The organism is Quadrisphaera sp. KR29 (genome assembly GCF_052644995.1).
Window position 1 is genome coordinate 61,380 of sequence record NZ_JBQXXG010000006.1, and the last position, 24,429, is coordinate 85,808.

The 24,429-nt window shown below is 78.0% G+C and carries 26 protein-coding genes; 16 read left to right on the plus strand and 10 right to left on the minus strand.

Annotated elements, in window-relative coordinates:
- Positions 1 to 11 precede the first annotated feature (11 nt).
- A complete protein-coding gene (locus tag ACUN9U_RS07180; RefSeq protein WP_445484408.1) occupies positions 12 to 1,010 on the minus strand; it encodes a TIGR03560 family F420-dependent LLM class oxidoreductase in 999 nt (332 codons plus the stop codon).
- 105 nt (positions 1,011 to 1,115) lie between these two features.
- On the opposite strand from ACUN9U_RS07180, the gene ACUN9U_RS07185 reads away from it, so the two are divergent.
- The 7 genes from ACUN9U_RS07185 to ACUN9U_RS07215 are packed head-to-tail and all read left to right on the plus strand — an operon-like array spanning position 1,116 to position 8,255.
- Positions 1,116 to 2,024 (plus strand): SDR family oxidoreductase, encoded by a 909-nt coding sequence (locus ACUN9U_RS07185; protein ID WP_445484252.1) that lies wholly within the window; start codon positions 1,116 to 1,118, stop codon positions 2,022 to 2,024.
- A gap of 9 nt (positions 2,025 to 2,033) precedes the next feature.
- Positions 2,034 to 2,750 carry an SDR family oxidoreductase gene (locus ACUN9U_RS07190; RefSeq protein WP_445484253.1) on the plus strand — a complete coding sequence of 239 codons (717 nt, stop codon included), beginning with the start codon at positions 2,034 to 2,036 and terminating at the stop codon, positions 2,748 to 2,750.
- Between the two features lie 15 nt (positions 2,751 to 2,765).
- Positions 2,766 to 3,698, plus strand: coding sequence for a hypothetical protein (locus tag ACUN9U_RS07195; protein WP_445484254.1), 933 nt, complete (start codon positions 2,766 to 2,768; stop codon positions 3,696 to 3,698).
- A 21-nt stretch (positions 3,699 to 3,719) separates the two neighbouring features.
- Positions 3,720 to 4,694, plus strand: coding sequence for a GNAT family N-acetyltransferase (locus ACUN9U_RS07200; protein ID WP_445484255.1), 975 nt, complete (start codon positions 3,720 to 3,722; stop codon positions 4,692 to 4,694).
- A 35-nt stretch (positions 4,695 to 4,729) separates the two neighbouring features.
- A complete protein-coding gene (locus ACUN9U_RS07205) occupies positions 4,730 to 5,791 on the plus strand; it encodes an LLM class flavin-dependent oxidoreductase (RefSeq protein WP_445484256.1) in 1,062 nt (353 codons plus the stop codon).
- A gap of 14 nt (positions 5,792 to 5,805) precedes the next feature.
- Entirely contained in the window at positions 5,806 to 6,615 is an 810-nt protein-coding gene (locus ACUN9U_RS07210) for a LamB/YcsF family protein (RefSeq protein WP_445484257.1), read from the plus strand.
- Complete coding sequence (locus ACUN9U_RS07215) at positions 6,612 to 8,255, plus strand: 5-oxoprolinase subunit B/C family protein (RefSeq protein WP_445484258.1); 1,644 nt, start codon at positions 6,612 to 6,614, stop codon at positions 8,253 to 8,255. The genes ACUN9U_RS07210 and ACUN9U_RS07215 overlap by 4 nt, the downstream gene beginning before the upstream one ends.
- Here the strand turns inward: ACUN9U_RS07215 and ACUN9U_RS07220 are convergent.
- Both ACUN9U_RS07220 and ACUN9U_RS07225 read right to left on the minus strand, forming a co-directional pair.
- Complete coding sequence (locus tag ACUN9U_RS07220) at positions 8,233 to 8,763, minus strand: hypothetical protein (protein ID WP_445484259.1); 531 nt, start codon at positions 8,761 to 8,763, stop codon at positions 8,233 to 8,235. The two genes, ACUN9U_RS07215 and ACUN9U_RS07220, sit on opposite strands and share 23 nt — an antisense overlap.
- Positions 8,760 to 9,899, minus strand: a complete 1,140-nt coding sequence (locus ACUN9U_RS07225) for a hypothetical protein (protein WP_445484260.1) — start codon at positions 9,897 to 9,899, stop codon at positions 8,760 to 8,762. The genes ACUN9U_RS07220 and ACUN9U_RS07225 overlap by 4 nt, the downstream gene beginning before the upstream one ends.
- A 123-nt stretch (positions 9,900 to 10,022) precedes the next feature.
- Between ACUN9U_RS07225 and ACUN9U_RS07230 the strand changes: the two genes are divergently transcribed.
- From ACUN9U_RS07230 to ACUN9U_RS07245, 4 genes are all read left to right on the plus strand, one after another.
- Positions 10,023 to 11,081, plus strand: a complete 1,059-nt coding sequence (locus ACUN9U_RS07230) for a M4 family metallopeptidase (protein ID WP_445484261.1) — start codon at positions 10,023 to 10,025, stop codon at positions 11,079 to 11,081.
- A 327-nt stretch (positions 11,082 to 11,408) separates the two neighbouring features.
- Complete coding sequence (locus tag ACUN9U_RS07235; protein ID WP_445484262.1) at positions 11,409 to 12,323, plus strand: DUF559 domain-containing protein; 915 nt, start codon at positions 11,409 to 11,411, stop codon at positions 12,321 to 12,323.
- 190 nt (positions 12,324 to 12,513) lie between these two features.
- Positions 12,514 to 12,840, plus strand: a complete 327-nt coding sequence (locus tag ACUN9U_RS07240; protein WP_445484263.1) for a protealysin inhibitor emfourin — start codon at positions 12,514 to 12,516, stop codon at positions 12,838 to 12,840.
- 159 nt (positions 12,841 to 12,999) lie between these two features.
- Complete coding sequence (locus ACUN9U_RS07245; protein ID WP_445484264.1) at positions 13,000 to 13,314, plus strand: hypothetical protein; 315 nt, start codon at positions 13,000 to 13,002, stop codon at positions 13,312 to 13,314.
- A gap of 83 nt (positions 13,315 to 13,397) precedes the next feature.
- Here ACUN9U_RS07245 and ACUN9U_RS07250 read toward each other — a convergent pair whose 3' ends face one another.
- Positions 13,398 to 13,676 carry a hypothetical protein gene (locus ACUN9U_RS07250; protein WP_445484265.1) on the minus strand — a complete coding sequence of 93 codons (279 nt, stop codon included), beginning with the start codon at positions 13,674 to 13,676 and terminating at the stop codon, positions 13,398 to 13,400.
- A gap of 57 nt (positions 13,677 to 13,733) precedes the next feature.
- Here ACUN9U_RS07250 and nhaA point away from each other — a divergent pair, with 57 nt between their 5' ends.
- Positions 13,734 to 15,158, plus strand: coding sequence for a Na+/H+ antiporter NhaA (gene nhaA, locus ACUN9U_RS07255; protein ID WP_445484266.1), 1,425 nt, complete (start codon positions 13,734 to 13,736; stop codon positions 15,156 to 15,158).
- Here the strand turns inward: nhaA and ACUN9U_RS07260 are convergent.
- The 3 genes from ACUN9U_RS07260 to ACUN9U_RS07270 are packed head-to-tail and all read right to left on the minus strand — an operon-like array spanning position 15,117 to position 17,208.
- Positions 15,117 to 15,998 (minus strand): serine hydrolase domain-containing protein, encoded by an 882-nt coding sequence (locus tag ACUN9U_RS07260; RefSeq protein ID WP_445484267.1) that lies wholly within the window; start codon positions 15,996 to 15,998, stop codon positions 15,117 to 15,119. The two genes, nhaA and ACUN9U_RS07260, sit on opposite strands and share 42 nt — an antisense overlap.
- Positions 15,995 to 16,693 carry a lipoate--protein ligase family protein gene (locus ACUN9U_RS07265; protein ID WP_445484268.1) on the minus strand — a complete coding sequence of 233 codons (699 nt, stop codon included), beginning with the start codon at positions 16,691 to 16,693 and terminating at the stop codon, positions 15,995 to 15,997. Before ACUN9U_RS07265 ends, ACUN9U_RS07260 begins: the two co-directional genes overlap by 4 nt.
- Before the next feature lie 14 nt (positions 16,694 to 16,707).
- Positions 16,708 to 17,208, minus strand: a complete 501-nt coding sequence (locus ACUN9U_RS07270; RefSeq protein ID WP_445484269.1) for a DsbA family protein — start codon at positions 17,206 to 17,208, stop codon at positions 16,708 to 16,710.
- A 139-nt stretch (positions 17,209 to 17,347) separates the two neighbouring features.
- Here ACUN9U_RS07270 and ACUN9U_RS07275 point away from each other — a divergent pair, with 139 nt between their 5' ends.
- Positions 17,348 to 18,208, plus strand: a complete 861-nt coding sequence (locus tag ACUN9U_RS07275; RefSeq protein WP_445484270.1) for an HDOD domain-containing protein — start codon at positions 17,348 to 17,350, stop codon at positions 18,206 to 18,208.
- A complete protein-coding gene (locus tag ACUN9U_RS07280; protein ID WP_445484271.1) occupies positions 18,205 to 19,803 on the plus strand; it encodes a putative bifunctional diguanylate cyclase/phosphodiesterase in 1,599 nt (532 codons plus the stop codon). The genes ACUN9U_RS07275 and ACUN9U_RS07280 overlap by 4 nt, the downstream gene beginning before the upstream one ends.
- On the opposite strand, the gene nrdR is transcribed toward ACUN9U_RS07280, so the two are convergent.
- The gene (gene nrdR, locus ACUN9U_RS07285; RefSeq protein ID WP_445484272.1) at positions 19,730 to 20,263 is read right to left on the minus strand and encodes a transcriptional regulator NrdR; all 534 of its coding nucleotides are present in this window, start codon (positions 20,261 to 20,263) and stop codon (positions 19,730 to 19,732) included. The two genes, ACUN9U_RS07280 and nrdR, sit on opposite strands and share 74 nt — an antisense overlap.
- Positions 20,264 to 20,342: 79 nt before the next feature.
- Between nrdR and ACUN9U_RS07290 the strand changes: the two genes are divergently transcribed.
- Positions 20,343 to 21,620, plus strand: coding sequence for a family 4 glycosyl hydrolase (locus tag ACUN9U_RS07290; RefSeq protein WP_445484273.1), 1,278 nt, complete (start codon positions 20,343 to 20,345; stop codon positions 21,618 to 21,620).
- A complete protein-coding gene (locus ACUN9U_RS07295) occupies positions 21,620 to 22,672 on the plus strand; it encodes a BadF/BadG/BcrA/BcrD ATPase family protein (RefSeq protein WP_445484274.1) in 1,053 nt (350 codons plus the stop codon). The genes ACUN9U_RS07290 and ACUN9U_RS07295 overlap by 1 nt, the downstream gene beginning before the upstream one ends.
- 9 nt (positions 22,673 to 22,681) lie before the next feature.
- Here ACUN9U_RS07295 and ACUN9U_RS07300 read toward each other — a convergent pair whose 3' ends face one another.
- On the minus strand, positions 22,682 to 23,038 hold the full coding sequence (locus tag ACUN9U_RS07300) for a nuclear transport factor 2 family protein (RefSeq protein WP_445484275.1): 357 nt from the start codon (positions 23,036 to 23,038) through the stop codon (positions 22,682 to 22,684).
- Positions 23,039 to 23,103: 65 nt separating this feature from the next.
- Positions 23,104 to 24,384, minus strand: coding sequence for a cation:proton antiporter (locus ACUN9U_RS07305; protein ID WP_445484276.1), 1,281 nt, complete (start codon positions 24,382 to 24,384; stop codon positions 23,104 to 23,106).
- Positions 24,385 to 24,429 lie beyond the last annotated feature (45 nt).

Genomic DNA, 24,429 nt, shown 5'->3' on the forward strand with positions numbered 1-24,429 from the left:
GGGCGGCCGGGTCAGGCGGTGAGCGCCGGGATGACGGTCTTCTCGAAGAGCTCCACGCCGGAGGTGTCGGTGGCGATCTCGGGGAAGTAGACGATCGGGTAGGTCATGCCCGCCGCGACCAGCGGCCGGAGGTTCTCCACGACCTGCTCGGGCGTGCCGACGGTGATCGACTCGTCGTAGGACTTCTTCACCTCGGCCTGCGCGACCTCGGCGCCGACGCGCTGGGTCAGGCGGTCGAGGACCCACGCGCGGCGGTCGGCGACCTCCGCCTCCGTCTCGGCGATGATGACGTTGTAGTTGGCCGAGCGGGTGATGGCGCCGTAGTCCGTGCCGAGGTCCTCGCAGTGGCCCTTGAGCACCTCAGACTTGTGCTGGAAGCCCTCGAGGTCGCTGGAGAAGTTGGTGTACTGCGCGTGCTGGGCGGCGATGCGCAGCGTCTTCTTCTCACCACCGCCGGCGATCCACAGCGGGATGCCGCCCTGCTGCAGCGGCAGCGGGTTGCACAGCGCGCCGTCGGTCGTGTACTGGCTGCCCGAGAAGGTCGACGTCCCGGTGGTCCACAGCTGCCGGAAGATCTCCACGCCCTCGGCGAGCTGCTGCAGGCGCTCGCCGGCGCGGGGGAAGCCGTAGCCGTAGGCGCGCCACTCGTGCTCGTACCAGCCGGCGCCGATGCCCATCTCCACGCGGCCGCCGGAGACGACGTCGACGGTGGCGGCGACCTTGGCCAGGTAGGCGGGGTTGCGGTAGCCCATGCACGTGCACATCTGGCCCAGGCGCACGCGGGTGGTGGCCGCCGCGAGCGCGGCCATGAGGGTCCAGGCCTCGTGCACGGCGTCGTCGGTGGGGGCGGGAACCGGGTGCACGTGGTCGTAGACCCACACCGACTCCCACGGGGTGCCCTCGCGGTCGGCGAGCTCGGCGACCGAGCGCATCGCGCGCCAGTGCTCGGCCGGCTCGAGGCCGACGAGGTCGAGTCGCCAGCCCTGCGGGACGAAGAGGCCGAAGCGCAGGGACTGGTCGGGGGTGCTGGTGCCGGTGGCAGCGTCGCTCACGGGTGTCACGTTAAACGACGGGGCCGCCGGGCGTCACCACCCGTGACCGCGCACCCTGGGGCCGTGCCCGCCGACCCGCCCGCCGCCCCGCTCGCCGTCCCCGTCGCCGTGACCGGCTCCACCGGGGCCGTGGGCGGCCGCGTGGCCCGCGCCCTCGCGGGGCGCGGCGTCCCGCTGCGGCTGCTCGTGCGCGACCCCGCGCGGGCGCCGCGGCTGCCCGGTCTCGACCCGCGGGCCGACGTGCGCGTGGCGCCCTACGACGACGGCGCCGCCGCCCGCAGCGCCCTGGCCGGGGTCGAGGTGCTCCTCATGGTGTCCGGGTCGGAGAGCGCCGACAGGGTGGAGCAGCACCGCACCTTCGTCGACGCCGCCGCCGACGCCGGGGTGCGCCACCTCGTCTACACCTCCTTCCTCGGGGCGGCGCCCGACGCCGTCTTCACCCTCGCCCGCGACCACCACGCCACCGAGGAGCACCTGCAGGCCGCGCAGCGGCGCACCGGCATGGCGTGGACGGCGCTGCGCGACGGCCTGTACGCCGACTTCCTGCCCGCCATGGTCGGACCGGACGGCGTGCTGCGCGGTCCCGCGGGCGAGGGCCGGGTGGCGGCGGTGGCGCAGGACGACGTCGCGGACGCCGCCGTCGCCGTCCTGCTCTCCGCCGCGGCAGGCTCCACCGAGCACGCCGGCCGGCGCTACGACCTCACCGGCCCGGAGGCGCTCACCCTGCGCGAGGTGGCGCAGGTGGTCGAGCGGGTCACCGGCAGGCCCGCCCGCTACCAGCCGGAGACGCTCGAGGAGGCCTTCACCTCGCGGGCCTCCTACGGCGCCCCGCCCTGGCAGGTCGAGGCGTGGGTCTCCACCTACACCGCGATCGCCGCCGGGCAGCTGGGCACCGTGAGCCCCGACGTCGAGCGGCTCACCGGCCACCGGCCGCTCACCCTCGAGGAGGTCCTCGCGCGGGCCGCCGCATAGGTTGCGGGCGTGGCGGGACGCGCGTGGATCACCGGGGGCGGCTCCGGGGTGGGCGCCGCGTGCGCGCTCGCCCTGGCGGCCACCGGGCTGGAGGTGGTGGTCTCCGGCCGGCGCAGCGAGCGCCTGGAGGCGGTGGCCGCGGCGGTGCGGGCCACCGGCGGCTCCGCCAGCGCGCTGCCGCTGGACGTCGCCGACCCCGCCGCCGTGGCGGCGGCGGGCCGCGAGCTGGACGCGACCGGCGGCGTCGACGTCCTGGTCGCCGCAGCGGGCCTCAACACCCGCCGGCGGCACTGGGACGACCTCGACCTGCCCGCCCTGGACGCCATCGTCGCGGCCAACCTCACCGGGCTGGCGCACTGCGCCGCGGCGGTGCTGCCCGGCATGCGCGACCGCGGGGACGGCCTGGTCGTCGTCGTCAGCTCGCGGGCCGCGGTGCGCGACTCCCCCGGCGCCGGGGCGGCCTACCGCATGAGCAAGACCGGCGCCGGGGCGCTGGTGGCCAGCCTCAACGACGACCTCGCCGGCACCGGCGTGCGCGCCACCCACCTGTGCCCGGGCGACATCGCCACCGACTTCGTCGACGCCCGCCCCGAGGTGCCCGACGAGGAGGCCCGCGCGGTGATGCTCACCCCCGACGACGTCGCCCGCGCCGTCGCCTTCGTCGTGACCACCCCGGCGCGGGTGCGCATCGACGAGCTCGTGGTGTCCCCGGCCGCCACCCCCTGAGTACGGTCGTCCCCCGTGGCGAAGAAGAAGGTCCACCGGCCCAAGAAGGCGAACGCCCAGAAGCCGCGCCGGCGTCCGCTCGGTCGCGGCTCCGGCCCCGTCGTCGACGACGGCGCGTGGGTCTCCGACCCGGCCGCGCAGCGGTACCTGGGCCCGGGCGACGCCGTCGACCTCGCCCGCGACGGCTACGAGGACGAGCCCGAGACCGCCGCCGAGCGCGAGGCCCGCCTGGCGCTGCTCGCCGAGGTGGAGTCCATCCCGCCGGAGCGGGTGGCGGCCGCGCTGCTGGCCAACCCGCTGGTCGCCCACCTCGGGCAGGTGCTCCTGTCCGGCGCCGACGACGACGCCGACCCCGTGGTGGCCACCGGCGGCGGGCTGCGCCCGCTGGAGGAGGACGAGGTGGAGGTGCTGCGGCGCTGGAACCGCGCCGCGCTCCTCCTGCACGACCGCGGCGAGGCCGACGCGCTCGCCGCGGAGTGGCGCGAGGGCGGCGAGGCGCAGATGCTGGCCGCGCGGGCGGCGCTGGCCCAGCACCTCATGGCGGTCGTCGAGGGGGACGACTCCGCGCTGGAGGCCGAGTCGCTGGCGTGGCTCGGCGGCGGCGCCACCGACCCGCTGCCCGAGGGCGCCGACGCCGACGAGCTCGCCGCCGCCCTGCGCGACGTCGAGCGCGGCGAGGTGGTCATCGACCTCGTCGCGCGCCTGGCGCTGACCGGCTCGGTGCGCCTGGCCGACGTCGTCGGCACCTCCACCGCCGCCCAGGAGGTGCTGCGGGACGTGCGGCTGCTGGCCGCCGCGGGCCTGCTCACCGTCACCGAGAGCGGCGACGCCGCGGACCGGGACGTGCAGGTGCACGTCGACCCGGACCTGCGCGGGGTGCTCCTGGACGTCGCCGACGACCTCGTCACCGCCCTTCACGACCCCGACCTCGACGGCGCCGACGCGTGACGGCGCGCGGGTGAGGGGCCGGTGAGGCACGTGCTGCGGCCCGAGGAGCTGGTGGTCGGGCGGCGCGTGGTCGTGCGCCACCGCCTGCCCGACGGGTCGGCCTCGGACGCCCTGGGCGAGCTGGTCGCCGCCGACGGCGAGCGGCTCGTGGTCGCGACGCGCCGCGGGCCGGTGGCAGTCGCCCGCGCCGACGTGCTGGCCGCCAAGGCGGTGCCGCCGCCGCCCGAGCGCCCGCAGCGCGAGCCCCTCCACCGGGCCCTCAGCGCCGGGGAGCTGCAGCGCACCGCCGCCGAGCACTGGCGCCCGGTGGAGCGCGAGGACCTCGGCGAGTGGCAGCTGCGGGCCGCCGGCGGCTTCACCGGGCGGGCCAACTCCGCGCTGGCCGTCGGCGACCCCGGCTGCGACCTCGGCACCGCCCTGCAGCGGGTGCGGGACTTCTACGCCGCCCGCGACCTCGAGGCGGTGGTGGCGGCCCCGACCGGCGCGCTCACCTCCGAGCTCGAGCGGCGCGGGTGGGCCGTGCGCACCCCCACCCGCGTCATGACCGCGCCCGTGCCGGCCACCGGCGAGGCCGAGGTGCGCTCCGCCCTGGCCGGGCTGCGCCTCGACGACGAGCCCGACGACGCCTGGCTGGCCGGCTACCAGGGCCGCGGGCCGGTGGGCCCGGCGGGGCGGAAGGTGCTGCTGTCCGCCGACGAGCGGGTCTTCGCCAGCCTGCGCGAGGACGGCGAGGTCCTCGCCGTCGCGCGCGGGTCGCTCTCGCGCGGCGCGGGCGGGACGTGGCTGGGGCTGTCGGCGGTGGAGACCTCCCCGGCGCACCGCCGGCAAGGCCTGGGCGCCCGGATGACCCGGGCGCTGCTGGCCTGGGGCGCGCAGCGCGGAGCGACCGCGGCGTTCCTGCAGGTCGCCGTCGCCAACGACGCCGCCCGCCGCCTCTACGAGGGGCACGGCTTCACCCAGCACCACGAGTACCGCTACCTCGTGGCCCCCGCCTGAGGAACAGCCGGGGCGCCGGAGCGGTTGCCCCGGGCATGAGCGCGCACGTCCCGCTGTCGGTCCTCGACCTCGCCCCCGTCGACCGCCGCAGCGCTCCCGGCCGGGGCGCCCGCGAGACGCTGGCCGCGAGCGTGGAGCTGGCCCGGGCCGCGGAGCGCTCCGGCTACCGGAGGGTCTGGTACGCCGAGCACCACAGCATGCCGAGCATCGCCTCCTCCGCCCCGGCGGTGCTCGTGGCGCACGTCGCCGCGCACACCTCCACCATCCGCCTGGGCGCGGGCGGGGTGATGCTGCCCAACCACGCGCCGCTGACCATCGCCGAGCAGTTCGGCACGCTGGCCGCCGCGCACCCGGGCCGCATCGACCTCGGCCTGGGCCGCGCCCCCGGCTCCGACGGCGCCACGAGCGCGGCGCTGCGCCGCGACCCGTCGGCGGCCGACACCTTCCCCGCTGACGTCCTCGAGCTCGCCGACCTGCTCGCCGGCACCCCGCGCCCCGACGGCGTCCAGGCCGTCCCCCACGCCCTCGACGACGACGGGCTGCCCGTGCCGCTGTACGTCCTCGGCTCCTCGCTGTTCGGGGCCCGGCTCGCGGCGGCCCTGGGCCTGCCGTACGCCTTCGCCTCCCACTTCGCCCCCGACGCGCTCGAGCAGGCGATGGACCTCTACCGCCGCGACTTCACGCCCAGCGACCGGCTGGGCGCCCTGGAGGCGCCGCACGCCATCGCCGCCGTCAACGTCTTCGCCGCCGAGGACGAGGCCACCGCCCGTGAGCACGTGCAGGCCGCCCGCCGCCAGCGCGCCGTCGGCCTGTTCGGCCGGGGCCGCCTGCCCGAGGGGGTCGAGACCGCCGACGACGCGACGTTCGACGCCGCCGCCGACGCCCTCCTCGACGCGGGCGCCTCGGTGCACGTCGACCGGATGACGCGGCTGGCGGCCGTGGGCACCCCGGACGACGTCGTCGCCCAGCTCGACGCCTTCGCCGCGCGCGTCGGCGCCGACGAGCTCATCACCGCCCACGGCGCCCCGACCTCCGCAGGCCGCGTGCGCTCGGTGGAGCTGGTGGGCAGCGCGGTCGGCACGGCGCTGGCCGCCTGAGGCACCCTGGCGGGGTGGACGCCCCACCCGCAGCCACCAGACCGGCGCGCGTCGACCTCAACGCCGACCTCGGCGAGGGCTTCGGCCGCTGGTCCCTGACCGACGACGACGCGCTTCTCGAGGTCGTGACCACGGCCAACGTCGCCTGCGGCTTCCACGCCGGCGACCCCGAGCAGGTGCTCGCGGTGTGCGCGGCGGCGGCCCGGCGGGGCGTGGCGGTGGCCGCGCACCCCTCCTACCGCGACCTGGTCGGCTTCGGGCGGCGCTACGTCGACGCGAGCCGCTCCGAGCTGCTCGCCGACGTCCTCTACCAGCTGGGGGCGCTGGACGGCCTCGCCCGCGCGGCGGGCACCCGCGTCACCTCCGTCAAGCCGCACGGCGCGCTCTACACCGCCGCGGCCAGCGGCGGGGCGCACGGCGAGGCGGTGGTCGAGGCCGTGCGCCGCTTCGACCCCGACCTGCCGCTGGTGGGGCTCGCGGGCTCGCCGCTGCTGGAGCTGGCGCGCGCCGCCGGCCTGCGGACCGTGGCCGAGGCGTTCGCCGACCGCGGCTACACGGCCGCCGGCCACCTGGTCGGCCGCCGCGAGCCCGGCGCGCTGGTCACCGACCCCGGCGAGGTCGCCGAGCGCGTCGTGCGGCTCGTCACCACCGGCGTGGTGCGCGCGGTGGACGGCACGGACGTGGCCGTGGCCGCGCAGTCCGTGTGCGTGCACGGCGACTCCCCCGGCGCGGTGGCCGTCGCCCGCGCCGTGCGGGCCGCCCTGGAAGGGGCCGGCGTCGAGGTCGCTCCCGCCGTCGCTCCCACCAGCACCTCCGGCCCGTGAGGCTCCTGCGCGCCGGCTCCTCGGCCGTGCTCGTCGAGCTGGAGGACCTCCCTGCGGTGCTCGCGCTGCGCAGCGCGCTCGACCCGGGCCGGCGGCTCGGCGTCCTGGCGGGCGTCACCGAGGTGGTGCCCGCCGCGAGGACGCTCCTGCTGCGCTGGGACGCCCGTCCCGCCCCCGACCTGCCGGCGCTGGAGGAGGCGCTGGACCGGGCGCTGGACCGGGCGCTCCCCGGCGGGGCGGAGGGCGGGCCGCATCACCCCGGCGACGACGGGGCGCGCACGGTCGAGGTGCCCGTGGTCTACGACGGCGAGGACCTGCCCGACGTCGCGCGCCTGGTCGGGCTGCCCGCGGCCGAGGTCGTGCGGCGCCACGCCGCGACGCCGTGGTCGGTGGCCTTCACCGGCTTCGCGCCCGGCTTCGCCTACCTCGTGGGCGGTGACCCGGTGCTGCGGGCGCCGCGCCGCCGCGAGCCCCGCACCCGGGTCCCCGCGGGCGCCGTCGGGCTCGCCGGGGAGTTCAGCGGCGTCTACCCGCGCGCCTCCCCGGGCGGCTGGCAGCTGCTCGGGCGCACCGACCTGCCGGTGTGGGACCCCGCCCGCGAGCCGCCCGCCCTCCTGCGCCCCGGCACCCGCGTGCGGTTCACCCCCAGCGCCGCCTCGCCCAGCACCCACCCCGCCCGTGATCATGGGCAATCGGCCACCCGCGGACCCGCCCGCCACCCGGGCTCGCTGCCGCGGGGCGGCCTGGAGGTGCTCGACCCCGGCCCCTCCACGGTCGTCACCGACCTCGGCAGGCCCGGCCGCGCCGACGTCGGCGTCAGCCCCGGCGGCGCCCGCGACCGCGGCGCGCTGCGCGCGGCCAACCGGGCCGTCGGCGGCGCCGCCGGGGCGCCCGCGCTGGAGGCCGCCGGCCCGCTGGCGGTGCGCTCGCTGGGGCGGCTCGTCGTGGCGGTGGCGGGCGCCGACGTCGTCGTCGAGGTCGTGAGGGCCCGCGGCACCGGCGGCGGGCGGGTGCCGCCCGGGGTGCCGGTGGCCCTCGACGACGGCGACATCGTCACCGCCGGCCCGTGCGCGGCGGGCGCCGCCTGCTACCTGGCGGTCCGCGGCGGCCTCGACGCGCCGCGGGTGCTGGGCAGCGCCGCCACCGACGTCCTGTCCGGCCTCGGCCCGCCGCCGCTGCGCGCCGGCGACGTCCTGGCGGTCGCCGGCCCGCGGTGGCTGGAGGCAGCGGTGCCGCTGGTCCCGCAGCGGCGCCCGGGGCCCGCGCTGCCGCGCGCCGGCGCCACGGCGGTGCTCGACGTCGTCCTCGGCCCCCGCGAGGACTGGTTCACGCCCGCGGCGCTCGAGCTGCTGCTGCGCCAGCCGTGGCGGGTCACCGCCCGGGGCGACCGGGTGGGCGTGCGGCTGGAGGGCGCCCGGCCGCTGGAGCGCACCGAGCCCGGGCGCGAGCTGCCCAGCGAGCCCGCGGTGCGCGGGGCGCTGCAGGTGCCGCCCAGCGGGCAGCCGGTGCTCTTCGGGCCCGACCACCCCGTCACCGGGGGCTACCCCGTCATCGCGTGCGTCGCCGCGCACCACCTCGACCTGGCCGGGCAGCTGCCGCCCGGCGCGGACGTGCTGCTCAGGGAGCACCGACCCGGCTGAGCGGGGTGAGGGCCTCCAGAAGCGGGGCCGGCCACACCTGGTCGGGCGGGTGGGGCAGGACGACGTCGGGCCGGCCGGCGAGCAGCACCGCGGCGCAGTGGTTGGAGCAGATGAGCCGGTCCGGCCGGGACAGCGATGCGCCGAGGCGCTGCAGCGGCGGCAGGTGCAGCAGGTGGCCGGCGATCCGGGTGATCTCACCCCAGTCGTAGCCCTGGTCGAGCAGCTGGTGGCTCCGCAGCAGGCCGAGGTCCCGCTCGGCGGGGGTGCGCCAGGGGCGCACGAGCACCAGCGGCTCGCCGTCCAGCGGCCTGACCCGCTCGCGCAGGCCCGAGCCGCCGCCGTAGGGACCGTCCCCGCCGAAGGCCTCGTGGGTGCGCCACGTGCCCGGCTCGAGCTCGCGGACCAGCAGCCCGCAGTGCGCCACGGTCGAGCGGCTGGCCCGCCGGATCACCCAGCCCTGCAGCCCGCGTCCGCGCGAGAAGAACAGGTCGCCCGGCTCCGGTCTCACCCCTGCAGCCTGCGGGCGGCGGCGACCCGGCGCGCGAGCGGGGTGGTGCCCGGGTGGTCCGGGGCGCTCCACGGCTCGGCGTGCAGCTCACCGGAGAGCAGCTCGGTGAGCACCTCCCCCTCGGGGCCCCAGCCGGCGTCGAGCAGCAGGCGCCACCCGGCGGCCCGCAGGCCCTCCAGGACGACGGCGACGGCCTCCCCCGGCCACGCCGGGTCCGCCGCGGCGCTGGCGGCGGCGGCGTCGAGGCAGACGACGGGCACGCGGGTGCGCCGGGCCGCGGGCGGGGCTGCGGCCACCGCGGCCAGGACGGCGGGCGTGGGGCAGACCAGCGCGGTGCCTCCCGGCGGGGCGGGCAGCCACGTCGGCGGGGCGCTGCGCAGCTGGGCGAGGGAGAGCAGGGCCGGCAGGCCCGCCGCGGCCAGCGCCGCGAGCGCGGCGCCGGTCGGGCCATCGGGGGCGGCGGGCAGGTCGAGCGCCAGGACGACGTCGGCCAGGGCCGCGCCGGCCTCGTCGGCGGCGTCGTCGTCGAGCTCGGCCCACCGCGGGGCGGGGGGCGGCGCGGGAGCCGGGGCAGGGTGCGGGGCGCTGGCTTGGGCAGGGCGCGCAGCGGGAGCCGGGTCGGGCCCCGGGGCAGGGCGCGGCGCGGGAGCCGCGGCGGCGCGCGGCGCGGGAGCCGCGGCGGCGCGCGGCGCGGGAGCCGCGGCGGCGCGCGGCGCGGGAGCCGGAGGACCGGCGACCGCGGCAGGCGGCGTGGGGGGGAGCACCACGGCGGCGTCGTCCCCGTCCTCCCCGTCGAGCGCGGTGACCGCCGCCGCCAGGCCGCCCTCCCAGCCCGCGACCTCGGCCAGCAGCTCCTCGAGGTCGGTGACCCGCACGGACAGGTGGGTGCCGCGCACCAGGGCGGCCGGCCCCAGCACCGCGCGGGCGCCGGCGCGCTGGGCGGCGGTGGCGCTGTGCAGCTGCAGCACCGCCACCGGGTCGGCACCGGTCTCCAGCTGGCCGCGCACGCGCTGGACCACCCAGGCCAGGCCCGGGTCCGCCAGCAGCCCGTGGACGCGCTGGAGGGCGGCGGCGCGCGGCGGCGCGGGGCGGCTCGTGAGGGCTGCGGGCTCGCCCCGGGAGGGACGGGGGGTCACCCGCTCATCGTCCCTCCTCGGCGTCCCCCGCGGGGGTCACCGCGAGCACGTGTCGCAGACCGGTGCGTGACGGATCGCTCACCGAGGGTGGCCGATGTCGGGGGCGGGGTCCACGATCGAGCCATGGCCGCCGTCCCCAGCTGCGTGATGCCCCCCGTCCTGCTGGAGCACCTCGTGCTCCGCGGCACCGACGCCCAGCGGGAGCGGGCGCTGCGCACGCTCTCCCTCGACGCGTCGCTCCGCTCCTCGCGCGCCCAGAGCGCGCTCCTGCGGCGCGGGCGGCCGCGGGCGGTCGTCGCCCACGCCCGCGCCGGCGCGCAGCCCTCGCGCACGATCTTCGACTGCGGCGCCAGCGAGGACCTCAGCACCGCCGTCGTGGTCCGCGCCGAGGGCGCACCGGCGACCGGTGACGCGGCCGCCGACGAGGCCTACGACGGCCTGGGCGCCACCTTCGAGCTGTTCCACCGCGCCTACGGGCGCGACTCCATCGACGACGAGGGCCTGCCGCTGCGCGGCTTCGTGCACTACGGGCAGGACTACGCCAACGCCTTCTGGGACGGGCGCCAGATGGTGTTCGGCGACGGCGACGGCGAGGTCTTCGCGCGCTTCACCGTGGCGGTCGACATCATCGGCCACGAGCTGGCGCACGGCGTCACCGACGACGAGGCGCAGCTGGTCTACAGCCAGCAGTCCGGCGCGCTCAACGAGTCGGTCTCGGACGTCTTCGGGTCGCTGGTCAAGCAGTGGGCGCTGGGGCAGCGCGCCGAGGAGGCCGACTGGCTGATCGGCCAGGGGCTGCTGCTCGGCCACCCGGACATGGCGCTGCGCTCGATGGCCGCGCCCGGCACCGCCTACGACACCCCCGAGCTGGGCCGCGACGCCCAGCCGGCGCACATGGACGACTACGTGGTGACCACCGCCGACGACGGCGGGGTGCACACCAACTCCGGCATCCCCAACCGGGCGTTCCACCTGGTGGCCACGGCCGTGGGCGGCTACGCGTGGGAGGTGGCCGGCCGGGTCTGGTACGACGCGCTGCGCGACCCGTCGCTGCCGCCGACGTCGTCCTTCGCGACCTTCGCGCAGACCACGCTGCGCGCCGCCGAGGCCCTGGGGCACCGCGCCGGCTCCACGGTGCACGACGCCGTCGGTGACGCGTGGTCGCAGGTCGGGGTGCTCTAGCCGGCTGCGGGTCCTGCGGGTGGGGCGCTGCGAGTGGGCGCCGGGTCGGCTCGGCGCGCCGTCGCGCCGTCGCGCCGTCGCGCCGGAACCCTGGCGCATCTGGTCGCAACCTCGGCACGTCCTGTCGGAACCCTGGCGCGTCGTGTCGGAACCGGGTCGCCGTTCCGACACCTCGTGACGGGGTTCCGACACCTCGTGGCACGGTGCCTCGCACGGGGTGGGGCGCAGGGCGCGCGGTGGTCGCCCTCTGTCCCGGCAGGTGAGCGCAGGGTCAGCGCCTGTGGACGGCGCCAGCGGCGCTCCCTCCGGCTGCGCCACGGTGCTCAGGTGGCCCGACCCCCCGCCCCGCTGCCCGCCCGCCTGCGCCACCGCCCCTTCACGACCGAGGAGGCGCTGGCGCTCGGGGTGACGGCGCGCCGGCTGCGCGCCGCGGACCTGCGGGCACCCCACCGCGGGGTGCGGGTCAGCCGGGGCGTGGAGTGGACGCCGCTCGTCGCCCTGCAGTGCGCCGTGCTGGCCGCCCCGCCGGGCGCTCTCGGCACGGGCGCGCACGCCGTCGTCGCCCTGGGTCTGCCCACGCCGTTCGGGGAGCCGGACCCGCTGCTGTCCGAGCCCCAGCTGGCCGTACCCCGCGGAGCCCGGCTGCGGCACCAGTCCGGTCTCGCGGTGCGACGCCAGCGCCTGCACCCCGAGACCCGCGAGACCCGGGTGCGGGGCGTCAGGCTCCTCTCTCCGGAGGACCTCTGGGCGCAGCGCTGCGGTGAGCTGGACGAGGAGAGCGCGGTCGCGCTGGGCGACGGGGTGCTCCGCCTCCTGCGCGACGACCTCCGGGCGATGCACGCGGCGCTCGAGAGGCTGCCGGTCGAGGAGCGGGCCACCGCCCGGCGGGTGCTGGACCAGGTGCGCTACGAGGTCTGCTCCCCGGTCGAGACCCGGCTGCGCCTGCTCCTGGTCCGCGCGGGGGTGCCCGAGGCCAGCCGCTTCGCGGCTCCGCTGCCTCGCGAGGGCCGGGCCGAGGTCTGGCCCGACCTGCAGTGGGACTCCGTCCGCGTGGCCGTGGAGGTGGATGGCCCCCACCACGGCACTGACGAGCAGCACGAGCGCGACATCCGGCGGCGGCGCCGCACCGAGCAGCACGGCTGGACGCAGGTGGTGGTCTCCTCGCGCGAGGTGATGGCCCAGCCGGACGACGTGGTCCGCTGGGTCAGCGAGGAGCTGCGGCGCGCGGGGCTGCGCTGGTGACGGGTGTGGTCGGAACCCTGGCGCGTCGTGTCGGAACCAGAGCGCAGTTCCGACATGACGCGGCAGGGTTCCGACACCTCGCGCCGGGGTTCCGACACCTCCGGCCCCGGCAGGACGCGCGGCGCCGGGCGCGGGAGGGCGACAGCGGACGCGGCTTCCCGTACCCGGGCCGGTGGGCGACGATGAGGTGATGAGGGTGGTGGTGGAGCGCAGCGGGGGGTTCGCCGGCCTGGTCCGGCGCGGTGAGGCCGACTCCTCCCAGCTCGACGAGGCCACGGCCCGCCAGCTGCGCGCGCTCGTCGCGGACGCGGAGGGGGCGGGAGCTGCTGCGCCGGCGGGCCGCCGCGACGGCTTCTGCTACGAGGTGACCCTCGAGGACCCCGACGACGACGGCGGCGACGGCGACGGCGGGGACGGCGCCGCGGCCAGCGGCGCCCCCGGGCTGCGGCGGGTGGTGCTGCGCGAGGGGTCCTTGCCGGTCGGGGCGCGCCAGCTGCTCGAGGGGCTGCTGCGCTGAGACAGCACGCCGCGTCCTGAGGTCGATCAGCCCGCGGGATGACCGCTTCGTCCGCTCCGTCCCCCCGTGGTGCCCAGTCGCCTCCCAGGGAACGCACCGCTGGGAGGGTGACGCGCCCCAGCGAGGGCGAGCACCCTGGGACCACGACGGACGAAGGGCGTGGTCACCGTGGTGGTGCTGGGAGCTGTCGGGCTGGGCGTGGGGCTGGGCGCTGGGGCGCTGCTGCTGGGGCTGGTGGCGCTGTCGGGCAGGGCCGCGCGAGCCGGCCAGGAGCTGCTCGGGGCGGACGGCCTGCCGCTGGTCGGGGCGCGCCAGGCGCAGTTCGGGGACGCCACCGCCGCTCTCCGAGCCGCCAGCGCGCACCCCGCCCAGCAGGCCGACGACGCCCCCGCGCCCCAGGGGGGCCCGCCGCTGCGGCTGGTCCGCCCCGCCGCCGGCGGACCGGACCAGCCGCGACCCGCGCGCGCCGCCTGACCCGCGCGCCGCCTGACCCCCGCGCGCCGCCTGACTGCCGCGCGCCGCCTGACCCGCGGCGACCGCCAGGCCGGCAGCGCCCGTCACACCGCCCGCAGCTCCTGCTGCGCCCGCACCGTGGTGACGGTGCCGAGCAGGTGGGTGCCCGTGGGCGCGGCGTGGCGGCCCGTGCGGGCCGACAGGCCGGTGAGGCGCAGCACGTCCGACCAGCTGCGCGCCCCGGCGACGGGGCGGCTGCGGTCGGCGCGCCGCCCGCGCACCGAGGACGGCGTCCACGCCGGGTCCAGGGTGGGTCGCTGCGCGGCGACGACGGCGGGGTGGACGGCGGAGGTGAAGACCAGGTCGGTGTCCAAGAGGCTCATGGAGCAGACCGTGCTCCCCACCGCTTGCGAGCCGCTTGCAAGCGGCATGCTGCCCCTGTGAGCGCATCCTCGGGCTCCAGCACGGAGCCGCTGCCCGGCAACCCGGGCCCCGCCACCAGGGTCAGCCTGCCGGTGCCCGTGCTCTCCCTGCCGGTGCGCCGCTTCCTGGCCACCGAGTCCGGCAGCGCCGTGCTGCTGCTCGCGGCCACCGCGGCGGCGCTGGTGTGGGCCAACCTGCCGGGGGGCAGCTACGAGGCGCTGTGGGCGACCACCGCCGGCGCCACCGTCGGCGACGCCGGACTGACCATGGACCTGGGCCACTGGGTCAACGACGCGCTCATGGCCCTGTTCTTCTGCACCGTCGGGCTGGAGATCTCCCGTGAGGTCACGGTCGGGCACCTGCGCAGCCCGCGCGCCGTCGTCGTGCCCGTCCTCGGGGCGCTCGGGGGCCTGGTGGTCCCGGCGCTGCTGTTCCTCGCCTTCACCGCGGGCACGCCCGCCGCGGTCGGCTGGGGCATCCCCATCTCGACCGACACCGCCTTCCTCGTGGGCATGCTCGCGCTGTTCGGCCCGCGCTGCCCCGACAGCCTGCGGCTCTTCCTGCTCACCCTGGCGATCGTCGACGACATCGGCGCTGTCACCGTCATGGCCCTCTTCTACAGCCACGGCGTCTCGGTGCCGGCGCTGCTCCTGTCGGCGCTGCTGCTCGCCGTCCTGGTCGGGCTGCGCCTGCTCGGGGAGTGGCGCCTGACGCCCTACGTCGTCGTCGGGATCGCCCTGTGGGGCGCGGTGCACGCCTCCGGCGTGCACGCCACGCTCGCGGGCGTGCTCGTGGGCCTGGTGGTGCCGGCCACCGCCGTGGAGCCCGAGCAGCGCGAGCGGGTCCGCGCCTTCGGGCGGGCGCTGGTCGAGCGCGCCGACCCCACCCGCGCGCGGCTGGCGACGTCGGCGGTGCGGGCCTCCGTGCCGCCCAACGACCGGCTGCAGGACGCGCTGCACCCGCTGTCGGCGTTCGTCGTCGTCCCGCTGTTCGGGCTGGCCAACGCCGGCGTCGCGCTGTCCGGGGACGTGCTGCGCGCCGCGGTCACCTCACCGCTGACGTGGGGCGTCGTCGTCGCCCTGGTGGTCGGCAAGACCCTCGGCATCTCCGTGGCGGCGGGGCTGGCGCTGCGCTTCCGCCTGGGCGACCTGCCCGGGCGGGTGCGCTACGGCCACCTCGTGGGGGGCTCGATGATGGCCGGGATCGGCTTCACCCTCAGCCTGTTCATCACCGACCTCGCCTTCGATGACCCGGTGCTGCAGGACGAGGCCAAGATCGGCGTGCTGGCGGGGTCGCTGCTCGCGGCCGTGCTGGGCGCCCTGGTGCTGCGGGTGCTCGGCGAGCGGCTGCCGCTGTGCTCCCCCGACCTCGACGACGACGGCGGCCTGCCGCCCCTGCCCTCAGGCCCCTGGACCGACCCCACCCGCGTCCAGGACCGCTGAGGACAGCGCGGGCCACGCCGTCGTCGCCCACTCCCCGAACGGCTCCGACGACGCCGTCACCAGGGCGAGCCCCGCGCGGCGGTCGACCCACAGCGCGGTGCCGCTCTGCCCGAAGTGGCCGAAGGTGGCCGGGTCGTTGCGCGGGCTGGTCCAGTGGGGGTCCTTGTCGGCGCGGACCTCGGCGCCCAGGCCCCAGTCGTTGTGGGCCTGCCGGCCGAACCCGGGCAGCACGCCCACCAGCCCGGGGCGGCTGGGGGTGCGCAGGGCGTCCACGACACCCGCCGGCAGCACGCGCGGGCTGAGCAGCTCACCGGCGAGCAGCGCCAGGTCTCCCGCGGGCGCCACCAGCGCGTGCGCCGCGGACCCCTCGAGCCGGGTGCGCGCCATGCCCAGCGGCTGGGCCACCAGCTCGCGCAGCAGCTCCGCGAACGGCGCGCCGGTGAGCTGCTCGACCCGCGCCGCGGCGACCTCGATGCCCGTGTTGCTGTAGGTGCGCCGCTGTCCCGGCTCGCCCCGGAGGCGCCACGCGCCGGGACCCCCCGCCTCGAAGTCGAGCCCGGAGGTGTGGTCGAGCAGGTGGGACAGGGTCGCGCCGGGCGGGGCGACGTCGTCGGGGAGCACCTCGTCGAGGTCGGCCTCGCCGTCGTGGACGAGCACGAGCACGGTCAGGGCGGAGACCAGCTTGGTCACCGACGCCCACCGGCGCTCGAGGTCGAGGTCGCCCGCTGACGCGACCACGCCCGTGCCCTCGCCGACCCGGCCGACGACGGCGACGCTGGCGGCGGGGTCCGGCCACTGCGCGACGTGCTGCTCCAGCACCGGGACGAGGGGCTCGCTCACGGCTCCAGCCTGCCAGCGAGCGCCGGGACCAGCGCCGCGGCCACCTCCTGCACCGTGACGCCCGGCGCGTGGTCGGCGACCGCGCCGACGGTGGCCGGGTCCAGGTCGAGCCCGAGGGCGGCGTACACGTCGGTGGTGACGGCGCGCAGCGGCGCCGAGCCGTCCACCACGAGCAGCGCCGAGACGAGGTAGGCGCGCCGGGTCTGGCGCTGCGCGGTGCCCGCGACCTTGGTGGTGCCGGCGATGTTCACCGAGTGCTGGCCGGGGCAGTACTCGCGGGGCAGCTCCCCGGTCCGCGCGTCCAGGCCGAAGCCGGTCAGCACCTCCACCAGGGTGTCGGCGAGCAGCTCGAAGCGCTCGATCGTGCCGCCTCGGGGGTCGTCGCTGCGCCCGATGACGTCGATGACGAGGGTGTCCGGGTGGTAGGGCGCCATCCTGCCGCCCACGGGGCGCACCACGGGCGCGAAGCCGTGGGCGCGGGCCACCTCCTGCGCGGCGGCGAAGCCGGGCAGCAGCGCGTCGCGGCGGCTGAACGCCGCGGCCGGCGCGGGGCGCACCAGCCGCACCAGCTGCGGGCTGCTGCCCTCCCCGACGGAGCCGAGCAGCGCGAGGCGGCGGGCGGCGTCCTCCTCGGCGCCCAGGGGGGCGTGGACGCCGGGGTCGAGCCGGTCCTCCAGCGCGAACGGGCCCCTCACAGCCCAGCGCGCGCTCAGCGGCGCAGGCCCAGCTCGCGCCGCAGCGCGGCCAGCTCCACGCGGCCGGTGTACAGGCGGCCGTCGACGAACAGCGTCGGCGTGCCCCTGACACCGGCCGCACCGCCGTCGGCGTAGTCGGCCTCCACGGCGGGGCGGTGGCGCTGGGCGGCCTCCCCCACCACCGCGCCCGGGTCCTGCACCCCGGCGCGCGAGGCCAGCGCGACCAGCTGCGGGTCGGACAGGTCCGCCTGGTGGCGGAAGAGCAGGTCGTGCAGGTCCCAGAACCTGCCCTCGGCGGCGGCGGCCTCCGAGGCCAGCGCCGCGGTCAGCGCGAACGGGTGCCGCGTGAACAGCGGGAAGTGCCGGAAGACCAGGCGCACCCGCCCCCCGGAGCCGTCGACGAGCTCCTTGAGCACCGGGGCGGCGGCGGCGCAGTACGGGCACTCGAAGTCCCCGTGCTCCACCACCGTCGACGGTGCGTCGCGCTCGCCGTAGACGTGCCGGTCCCAGCCCACGCCGCGCAGGCTAGTGCGCCGAGCGGGTGCCCTGGGGCGGCCGGGGTGCAGGCGCGGCGGCGCCGCGCCGATGGGCGGGGTGTGGACCTCCCCCGCGGGCGGGGTCCCGCCAGACCCGCGACAGCTCGGAGCGCCACCCATGACCACCGGTGTCCAGACGACGGACGAGGCCGCCGCCCCCGAGGAGGAGGCCGGCCCGAGCATCGGCGACCTGCTCGAGCTGGTCGACCAGCTCGCGGCCCGCCGTCCCGTGGCCGCCCGCGTGGTCGCCATGACCGACGACGACTCGGTCGGCTCCAAGGAGCTGGCCGGCACGCTGTCCGCCGACGTCGCGCTGACCACCCGGGTGATGAAGCTGGCCAACAGCGCCTACTTCGGGCTGGGCGGGCGCGTGCGCACCGTGTCCTTCGCCGTGACCGTGGTCGGCTTCTCCACCATCCGCGCCATGGCCGCCACCGCCGCCGCGGGCCTGGACACCGACGACGTGCTGCCGGCCGACTTCTGGCCCCGCTCCAAGGCCACCGCGGTGGCCTGCAGCTCGCTGGCCCCGCTGTTCGGGGTGCCCGCCCCCGACGCCTTCTGCCTGGGCCTGCTCACCGGCCTGGGGCAGGCGATCCTCGTCCAGCACGACCAGCCGGCCTACCAGGTGCTGCTGGACCGCGAGGACGTCGCCGCGGGCGGGCGCCGGGCGCTGCTGCTGGCCGAGCAGGAGGTGCACGGCTTCCGGCACACGCAGGTCTCCGCCGCCGCGCTGTCGGCGTGGCGCTTCCCGCGGGAGTTCACCGAGGCCCTCGACATCGTCGACGACCCCTCCGGGCGGGCCAGGACCACCCCGTGGTCCAGGGTGCTCGCCACCTCCATCGAGGCCGCAGGCCGTCTGGTGGCCCCCGAGGCCCCGACCAGCGACGTGCTGGGCCTGTCCGAGGGCGCCGTCACCGAGGACCGCCTGGCCGCCATGATGCCGAAGCTCCACGAGGCCGTGGTGGCCTCGGACTGGTGAGCGCCCGCCGCAGCCCCGCCGACCTCGCCGCGGGCGGTGCCGCCGTCTGCTCGGCCGCGGGGGCGCTGCTGCTGCACGCGTTCCGCCCGCTGCCGCTGCCGATGGCCCTGACCGCGGCGGTGGTGCTGCTCGGCTGCTTCGTGGGAGCCGGGGTCTGGGTCGCGCGCCACCTGCGCGAGACCGCTGCCGCGGCCGCGGACCGCGCGCAGGCTGCGGGCCGTGACCCGCTGACGTCACTGGCGGACCGGTGCCGCCTGCTGGCCGAGCTCGAGGGCGCCCTGGGGAGCGCCGCGGCGGCCGCCGAGGACGACGACGACGAGGGCGGCTCCCTGGTGGCGCTGCTGCTGGTCGACCTCGACGGCTTCAAGGAGGTCAACGGGCGCTACGGGCACGAGGCCGGGGACGTGGTGCTGCGCCGCACCGCCGAGCTGGCCCGGGCCAGCGCCCCCGACAGCGCCGTGCTGGCGCGCCTGGGCGGGGACGAGTTCGCGGTGCTGCTGACCGGCGACGAGGCCGCCCGGGCGCGCCTGGTCGGGGACCGGCTCGTGGCGGCGGTCGCCCCCCTGCACCCGGTGAGCGTCGGCCTCGCCTGGGCCGACGCCTGGGAGGCCCCCGGGCAGGCGCAGCTCGAGCCGGCGCCGGAGCTGCTGCGCCGCGCCGAGGTGGCGATGTACAGCGCCAAGGCGGCCGGCGGCGGGCTGGCCCTGTTCGACCCGGGTCACGACCTGGCGGTGCGCGAGCGGGCACTGCTCGCCGACGAGCTGCGGGAGGCGCTGTCGGAGTCCGGCGAGCCCGACCGCAGCCCCTCCGCGCAGCTGGTGGTCCACTACCAGCAGCAGGTCAGCGCGGCCACCGGCCGCATCGCGGGCCTGGAGGCCCTGGTCCGGTGGCGCCACCCGCGCCACGGGCTGGTGGGCCCGGAGGTGTTCCTCGCCATCGCCGAGGAGCAGGGGCTGGTCAGCCGCCTGACCGAGCACGTCCTGCGCACGGCTCTGCTGGACGCCCGCGAGTGGCACGCCGCCGGGCAGCCGCTGCGCATCGCCGTCAACGTCTCCCCGACCTGCCTCACCGACGCCACCTTCGTCCCGCTGGTCGACGCCGCGCTGAGCGAGAGCGGCGTGCCGGCCGAGCTGCTGGTCGTGGAGGTCACCGAGACCGTGCTCATGTCCGAGCCGCAGCAGGCGCTGGCCACGGCCCGCCGCCTGCGGGCGCTGGGGGCGCAGCTGTCCATCGACGACTACGGCACCGGCTTCTCCTCGCTGAGCTACCTGGCCGACCTGCCGGCCACCGAGCTCAAGCTCGACAGGTCCTTCACCGCGCGGGTGCTCACCGACGCGGGCACCGCCGCGATCGTGGCCTCCACAGTCGACCTCGCCCACCGCCTCGGGCTGCGCCTGGTGGTGGAGGGCGTCGAGGACGAGGAGACCCTGGCCGCCGTGGTCGCCGCGGGCTGCGACGACACGCAGGGCTTCTGGCACGGGCGCGCCGAGCCCGCGGCCGAGGTGGCCCGCCGGCTGGGCCTCAGCCCCGCGCGGACGACGGCTGCGGGGCCTGCTGCTGGTCCTGCGGCGGCTCCGCAGGCCGCTGCGCGCTGACCGGCTGGCCGACGGAGTTCTCGGCGCGCAGCAGCGCGATCGCCGCCTCGAAGTCCTCCAGGGAGTCGAAGCCCTGGTAGACCGAGGCGTAGCGCAGGTAGGCCACCTCGTCGAGCTCGCGCAGCGGCGCCAGCACCGCCACGCCGACGTCGTGGGCGTCCACCTCCGCCCGCCCGGCGGTGCGCACCTGCTCCTCCACCTGCTGGGCCAGCCGGGCCAGCTGGTCGGCGGTGACCGGGCGGCCCTGGCACGCCTTGCGCACCCCAGCGATGACCTTGTCGCGGCTGAAGGGCTCGGCGACGCCGGAGCGCTTGAGCACCGTGAGGCTGGCCGTCTCCGACGTCGAGAAGCGGCGCCCGCAGCGCGGGCACTGGCGGCGCCGGCGGATGGACTGGCCGTCGTCCGACGTCCGGGAGTCGACCACGCGCGAGTCCGCGAACTGGCAGAACGGGCAGTGCACCGCCCCACGCTAGGGGGGCGCTCACGCTGCGTGCAAGGCTGCGGCACGCTGGTCCGATGAGGCAGCGCGTGAGGGCAGCATGAAGGTCACCGTCGTCGGCGCCGGGTCCACCTACACCCCTGAGCTGGTGTCCGGCCTCGCCGCGCAGCGCGAGCACCTGCGCGTGGACGAGCTGGTGCTCCTCGACGTCGACGGCGCGCGCCTCGACGTGGTCGGCGGCCTGGCCCAGCGGATGCTCGCCGCGCAGGGCCTGCAGGTCACCACCACGCTGACCACCGACCGCGACCGCGCCCTGGACGGCGCCGACGCCGTGCTGCTGCAGCTGCGCGTCGGCGGGCAGGCCGCCCGCCTGGGAGACGAGACCTTCCCCGGGGAGTGCGGCTGCGTCGGCCAGGAGACCACCGGCGCCGGCGGCGCCGCCAAGGCCCTGCGCACGGTGCCCGTCGTCCTGGAGATCGCCGAGCAGGTGCGCCGCCGCGGCGCCGACGGCGCCTGGGTGGTCGACTTCACCAACCCCGTCGGCATCGTCACCCGCGCGCTGCTCGACGCCGGCCACCGCGCCGTCGGCCTGTGCAACTACGCCATCGGCGTGCAGCGCTGGGCCGCCCGCCTGCTCGGCGTGGACACCGCCGACCCCGAGCAGCTGCGCCGCGTGGCGGTCGACCCGGTGGGGCTGAACCACCTCTCCTGGACGCGGCGGGTGCTCCTGGACGGCCAGGACGTGCTGCCGCGCCTGCTCGCCGAGCGGATGGACGACGTCGTCGCGCAGTACCCGTTCCCGCCCGAGCTGGTGCGGCTGGCCGGCGCCATCCCCTCCTACTACCTGCACTACTTCTACGAGCACGACGCCGTGGTGGCGGCCCAGCGCACCGAGCGGCCGCGCGCCGCCGTCGTCGCCGACCTGGAGGCCGAGCTGCTGCGGGCCTACGCCGACCCCGCCCTGGTCACCAAGCCGGCGGCCCTGGAGGGCCGCGGCGGCGCGTACTACTCCGAGGCGGCGGTGGACCTGCTGGCCTCGCTGCTGGGCGACCGGCCCGCGGTGCACGTCGTGGACGTGCGCAACGAGCGGGACGGGCGGCCCGTCGTCGAGGGCCTGTCCACCGACGACGTCGTCGAGGTGCCGTGCGAGGTGAGCTCGGCCGGCGGCGGGACGGTGCGGCCGCTGCCGCAGCCGCCGCTGGCCCCGGAGGCGCTGGGGCTGGTCCAGCACGTCACGGCCTACGAGCGGCTCATCGCCCGGGCGGCGCTGACCCGCGAGGACGACGACGTGCGGCGGGCGCTGCTGGCGCACCCGCTGGTGGGCCAGTGGGACCTCGTCGAGCGGCTGCTGCCGGGCGTCACCCGACGAGCGGGCTGATGGACGGGCTGCTGCTGGGCGTCGACGTCGGCGGCTCCAAGACCGCCGTCGCGGTCGCCGACGCCTCCGGTCGCGTGCTGCACGCCGGCCGCGGCCCGGGGGGCTCCCCCGACGAGCTCACCGACGCGGGCTGCCTCGACGTGGTGCAGGCGACGCTGGCCGCCGCCGGCGCCCCGACGCGCGGGTACGCCGTGGCGGCGCTGGCGGTGGCTGGGGTCGACCAGCCGGACGAGGAGGAGGCGCTGGCGGTGGTGGCGCGCGAGCGCGGGCTCGTCGACGCCGGCGGAGCGCTGTCGGTGGTGAACGACCTGTTCGCGGTGCTGCGCTCCGCCGCTGACACCGGCCCCGGCGCCGACGGCACCGCCGGCGACGGCGGGGGTGCGCGCGGCATCGCCGTGATCGCCGGGACCGGCACCAACGCCGTCGGGCTCGACGGCGAGCGGACGGTGCGGTTCCTGTCGCTGGGGCCGGTCTCGGGCGACTGGGGCGGCGGTGCGGACCTCGGGGTGGCGGCGCTGGGCGCGGCGTGCCGGGAGGAGGACGGGCGCGGGCCGGCCACGGCGCTGACCGCGGCGGTGCGCGCGCAGTACGGCACCGCGAGCGCGCACGAGGCGGTGCTGGCGCTGCACCGCGGCCACGCGCCGGCGGGCTCCGAGCGCCACCTCGCCCCCGCGGTGCTCGCGGCGGCCGACGCCGGGGACGCGGTGGCCGTGGCGCTGGTGCGCCGCCTGGCCGGGGAGGTGGCCGACTTCGCCGCCGCCAGCGCCGCGCGGCTGGGGCACCCGCTGCACGAGCTGCCGGTGGTGCTCGGCGGCGGGCTGCTGCAGGCGGGCTCGCCGCGGCTGGCCGCCGAGGTGCGCGCGGCGCTGCTGGCGCGCGACCCCGCGGTCACCGACGGCTCGGTCCGCGTCCCCCGGGTGGCGCCGGTGGTGGGCTCGCTGCTGCTGGCCTTCGACGCGCTGGTGGCCGCCGGCTCGCTGCCCGCGAGCGCCCGCCCGCAGCCGGCGCAGCTGGCGGCGCAACTGGCGGCGCAGCTGGGCCGCGGCCGCTGACGGCCGGGCTCAGCCGTCCAGGACGGTCCAGAGCCGGGCGATCCGGCCGTCGACGACCTGGACGACGTCGAGGCCCCGCAGGAAGGGCTCCCCGCCGGGCGGGCCGAGGCTCCAGGCCCGCATCCCCAGGTCGCCGACACCGCGGAACGGCCCCTGCGGGACGAAGACGGCGCCGGGTCCCTGCGCGAGCAGGGCGGTCACGGTGGCCGCCAGCTCCTCGTGCCCGGTGGCGGTGCGGTCGGCGTCCACGAAGACGGCGTCCTCGGTGAAGACCTCCGCCACCACCGCCGCCCTGCGGTCGGCGTCCGCCTCGTTGAAGACGCCCTCGAGCATGCGCTCCAGCAGCGCCTCGGCCTGGTCGCTCACCCGGGGACGCTACCGGCGCCGCGGGCGCAGCGGCGCGGGACGGCCCGGGACAGGCCGGGGGCGGTTCACAGGCGGACGTCCACGGAGGGGTCGTCAGCCGCCCTGCCGAGGCGCTGGCCCTGCTCGCTGCGGCGGCGGTCCAGCCGCGCCATCACCGGGGTGGCCAGGGCGCCGTGGACCACCACCGAGAGGGCCACCGCCAGCGCGACGGTCGCCCACAGCGACTCGCCGGGGAAGTCGCCGTGGGCCAGGGCGTAGGACAGGTAGTACAGCGAGCCGATGCCGCGCACGCCGAAGAAGGCGATGGCCAGGCGCTCGCGCCACCCGCCGTCGGTCCCCAGCGCGGAGACCACTCCCACGAGGGGCCGCACCACGGCCACCAGCAGCACCGCGACGAGGGCGAGCTGCCAGGTGAGCCCGCCGAGGAGCCCGTCGCTGATGGCCGCTCCGAGGAGGAGGAGCAGCCAGGCGGTGAGCATGCGCTCGGTCTGCTCCACGAAGCCGTGAGCCACCCGGTGCGACCCGTGGGAGCGCTCGGCGGCCCGCAGCGTGACGGCGGCGACGAAGACGGCCACGAAGCCGTAGCCGTGCAGCAGCTGCGCCGCCCCGTAGGCCAGGAAGGTCACCGCGAGCGCCGTGAAGCCCTCGACCTGCTCGGACAGGCGCAGCGCGTCGTGGCGGGAGCGGAAGAACACCTTCCCCAGCACCCAGCCCGTGCCCAGCCCCACCGCGACGCCGACGGCCAGGCGCAGCAGCAGGTCCGAGAGGGCCCAGCCCCACAGCCAGCTGCCCAGCGCCCCGCCGTGGGCGGCCAGGGCCAGGGCGAGGTAGACGGCGGGGAAGGCGGCGCCGTCGTTGAGGCCGGCCTCGCTGGTGAGGGCGAACCTCACCTCGTCCTCGTCGGAGTCCTCGCTCGGCTCGGCGACCTGCACGTCACCGGCGAGCACGGGGTCGGTGGGCGCCAGCGCGGCTCCGAGCAGGACGGCGGCGGCCAGCGGCAGCCCGCCGAGCGCGCTGCCGGTCAGGGCGACCAGCGCGATGGTCAGCGGCATCGCCACGGCGATGAGCTGCCACGTGGTGCGCCAGCGGCGCCACCCCGGGGGGCGGTCGATGGCCAGGCCGGCGCCCATCAGCGAGATGATCACCACCACCTCGGTGAGGTGCTCGGTGACCGCCTCGTGCTCCAGGGGGTCCACGGCCGGCAGGCCGGGCAGGAACCCGATGGCCACGCCCAGGCCGAGGAAGGCCATCGGCAGGCTGAGGGGGCGGCCCGCCAGGACGCGCGGGAGCACCGCGGCCAGCAGGGCGCTCGCGCCGGCCAGCAGGAAGATGACGAAGGCCGTCACAGCGGTGCCTCACCTCGTGCGTCCCCCGCGGACCGGGCTGCTGCA

Bases quoted from the DNA above. Each gene is read 5' to 3' on its own strand.
- ACUN9U_RS07205 (WP_445484256.1), top strand. From the start codon at position 4,730: ATGAGCGCGCACGTCCCGCTGTCGGTCCTCGACCTCGCCCCCGTCGAC.
- ACUN9U_RS07240 (WP_445484263.1), top strand. From the start codon at position 12,514: ATGAGGGTGGTGGTGGAGCGCAGCGGGGGGTTCGCCGGCCTGGTCCGG.
- ACUN9U_RS07275 (WP_445484270.1), top strand. From the start codon at position 17,348: ATGACCACCGGTGTCCAGACGACGGACGAGGCCGCCGCCCCCGAGGAG.
- ACUN9U_RS07230 (WP_445484261.1), top strand. From the start codon at position 10,023: ATGGCCGCCGTCCCCAGCTGCGTGATGCCCCCCGTCCTGCTGGAGCAC.
- ACUN9U_RS07295 (WP_445484274.1), top strand. From the start codon at position 21,620: ATGGACGGGCTGCTGCTGGGCGTCGACGTCGGCGGCTCCAAGACCGCC.
- ACUN9U_RS07290 (WP_445484273.1), top strand. From the start codon at position 20,343: ATGAAGGTCACCGTCGTCGGCGCCGGGTCCACCTACACCCCTGAGCTG.
- ACUN9U_RS07250 (WP_445484265.1), bottom strand. From the start codon at position 13,676: ATGAGCCTCTTGGACACCGACCTGGTCTTCACCTCCGCCGTCCACCCC.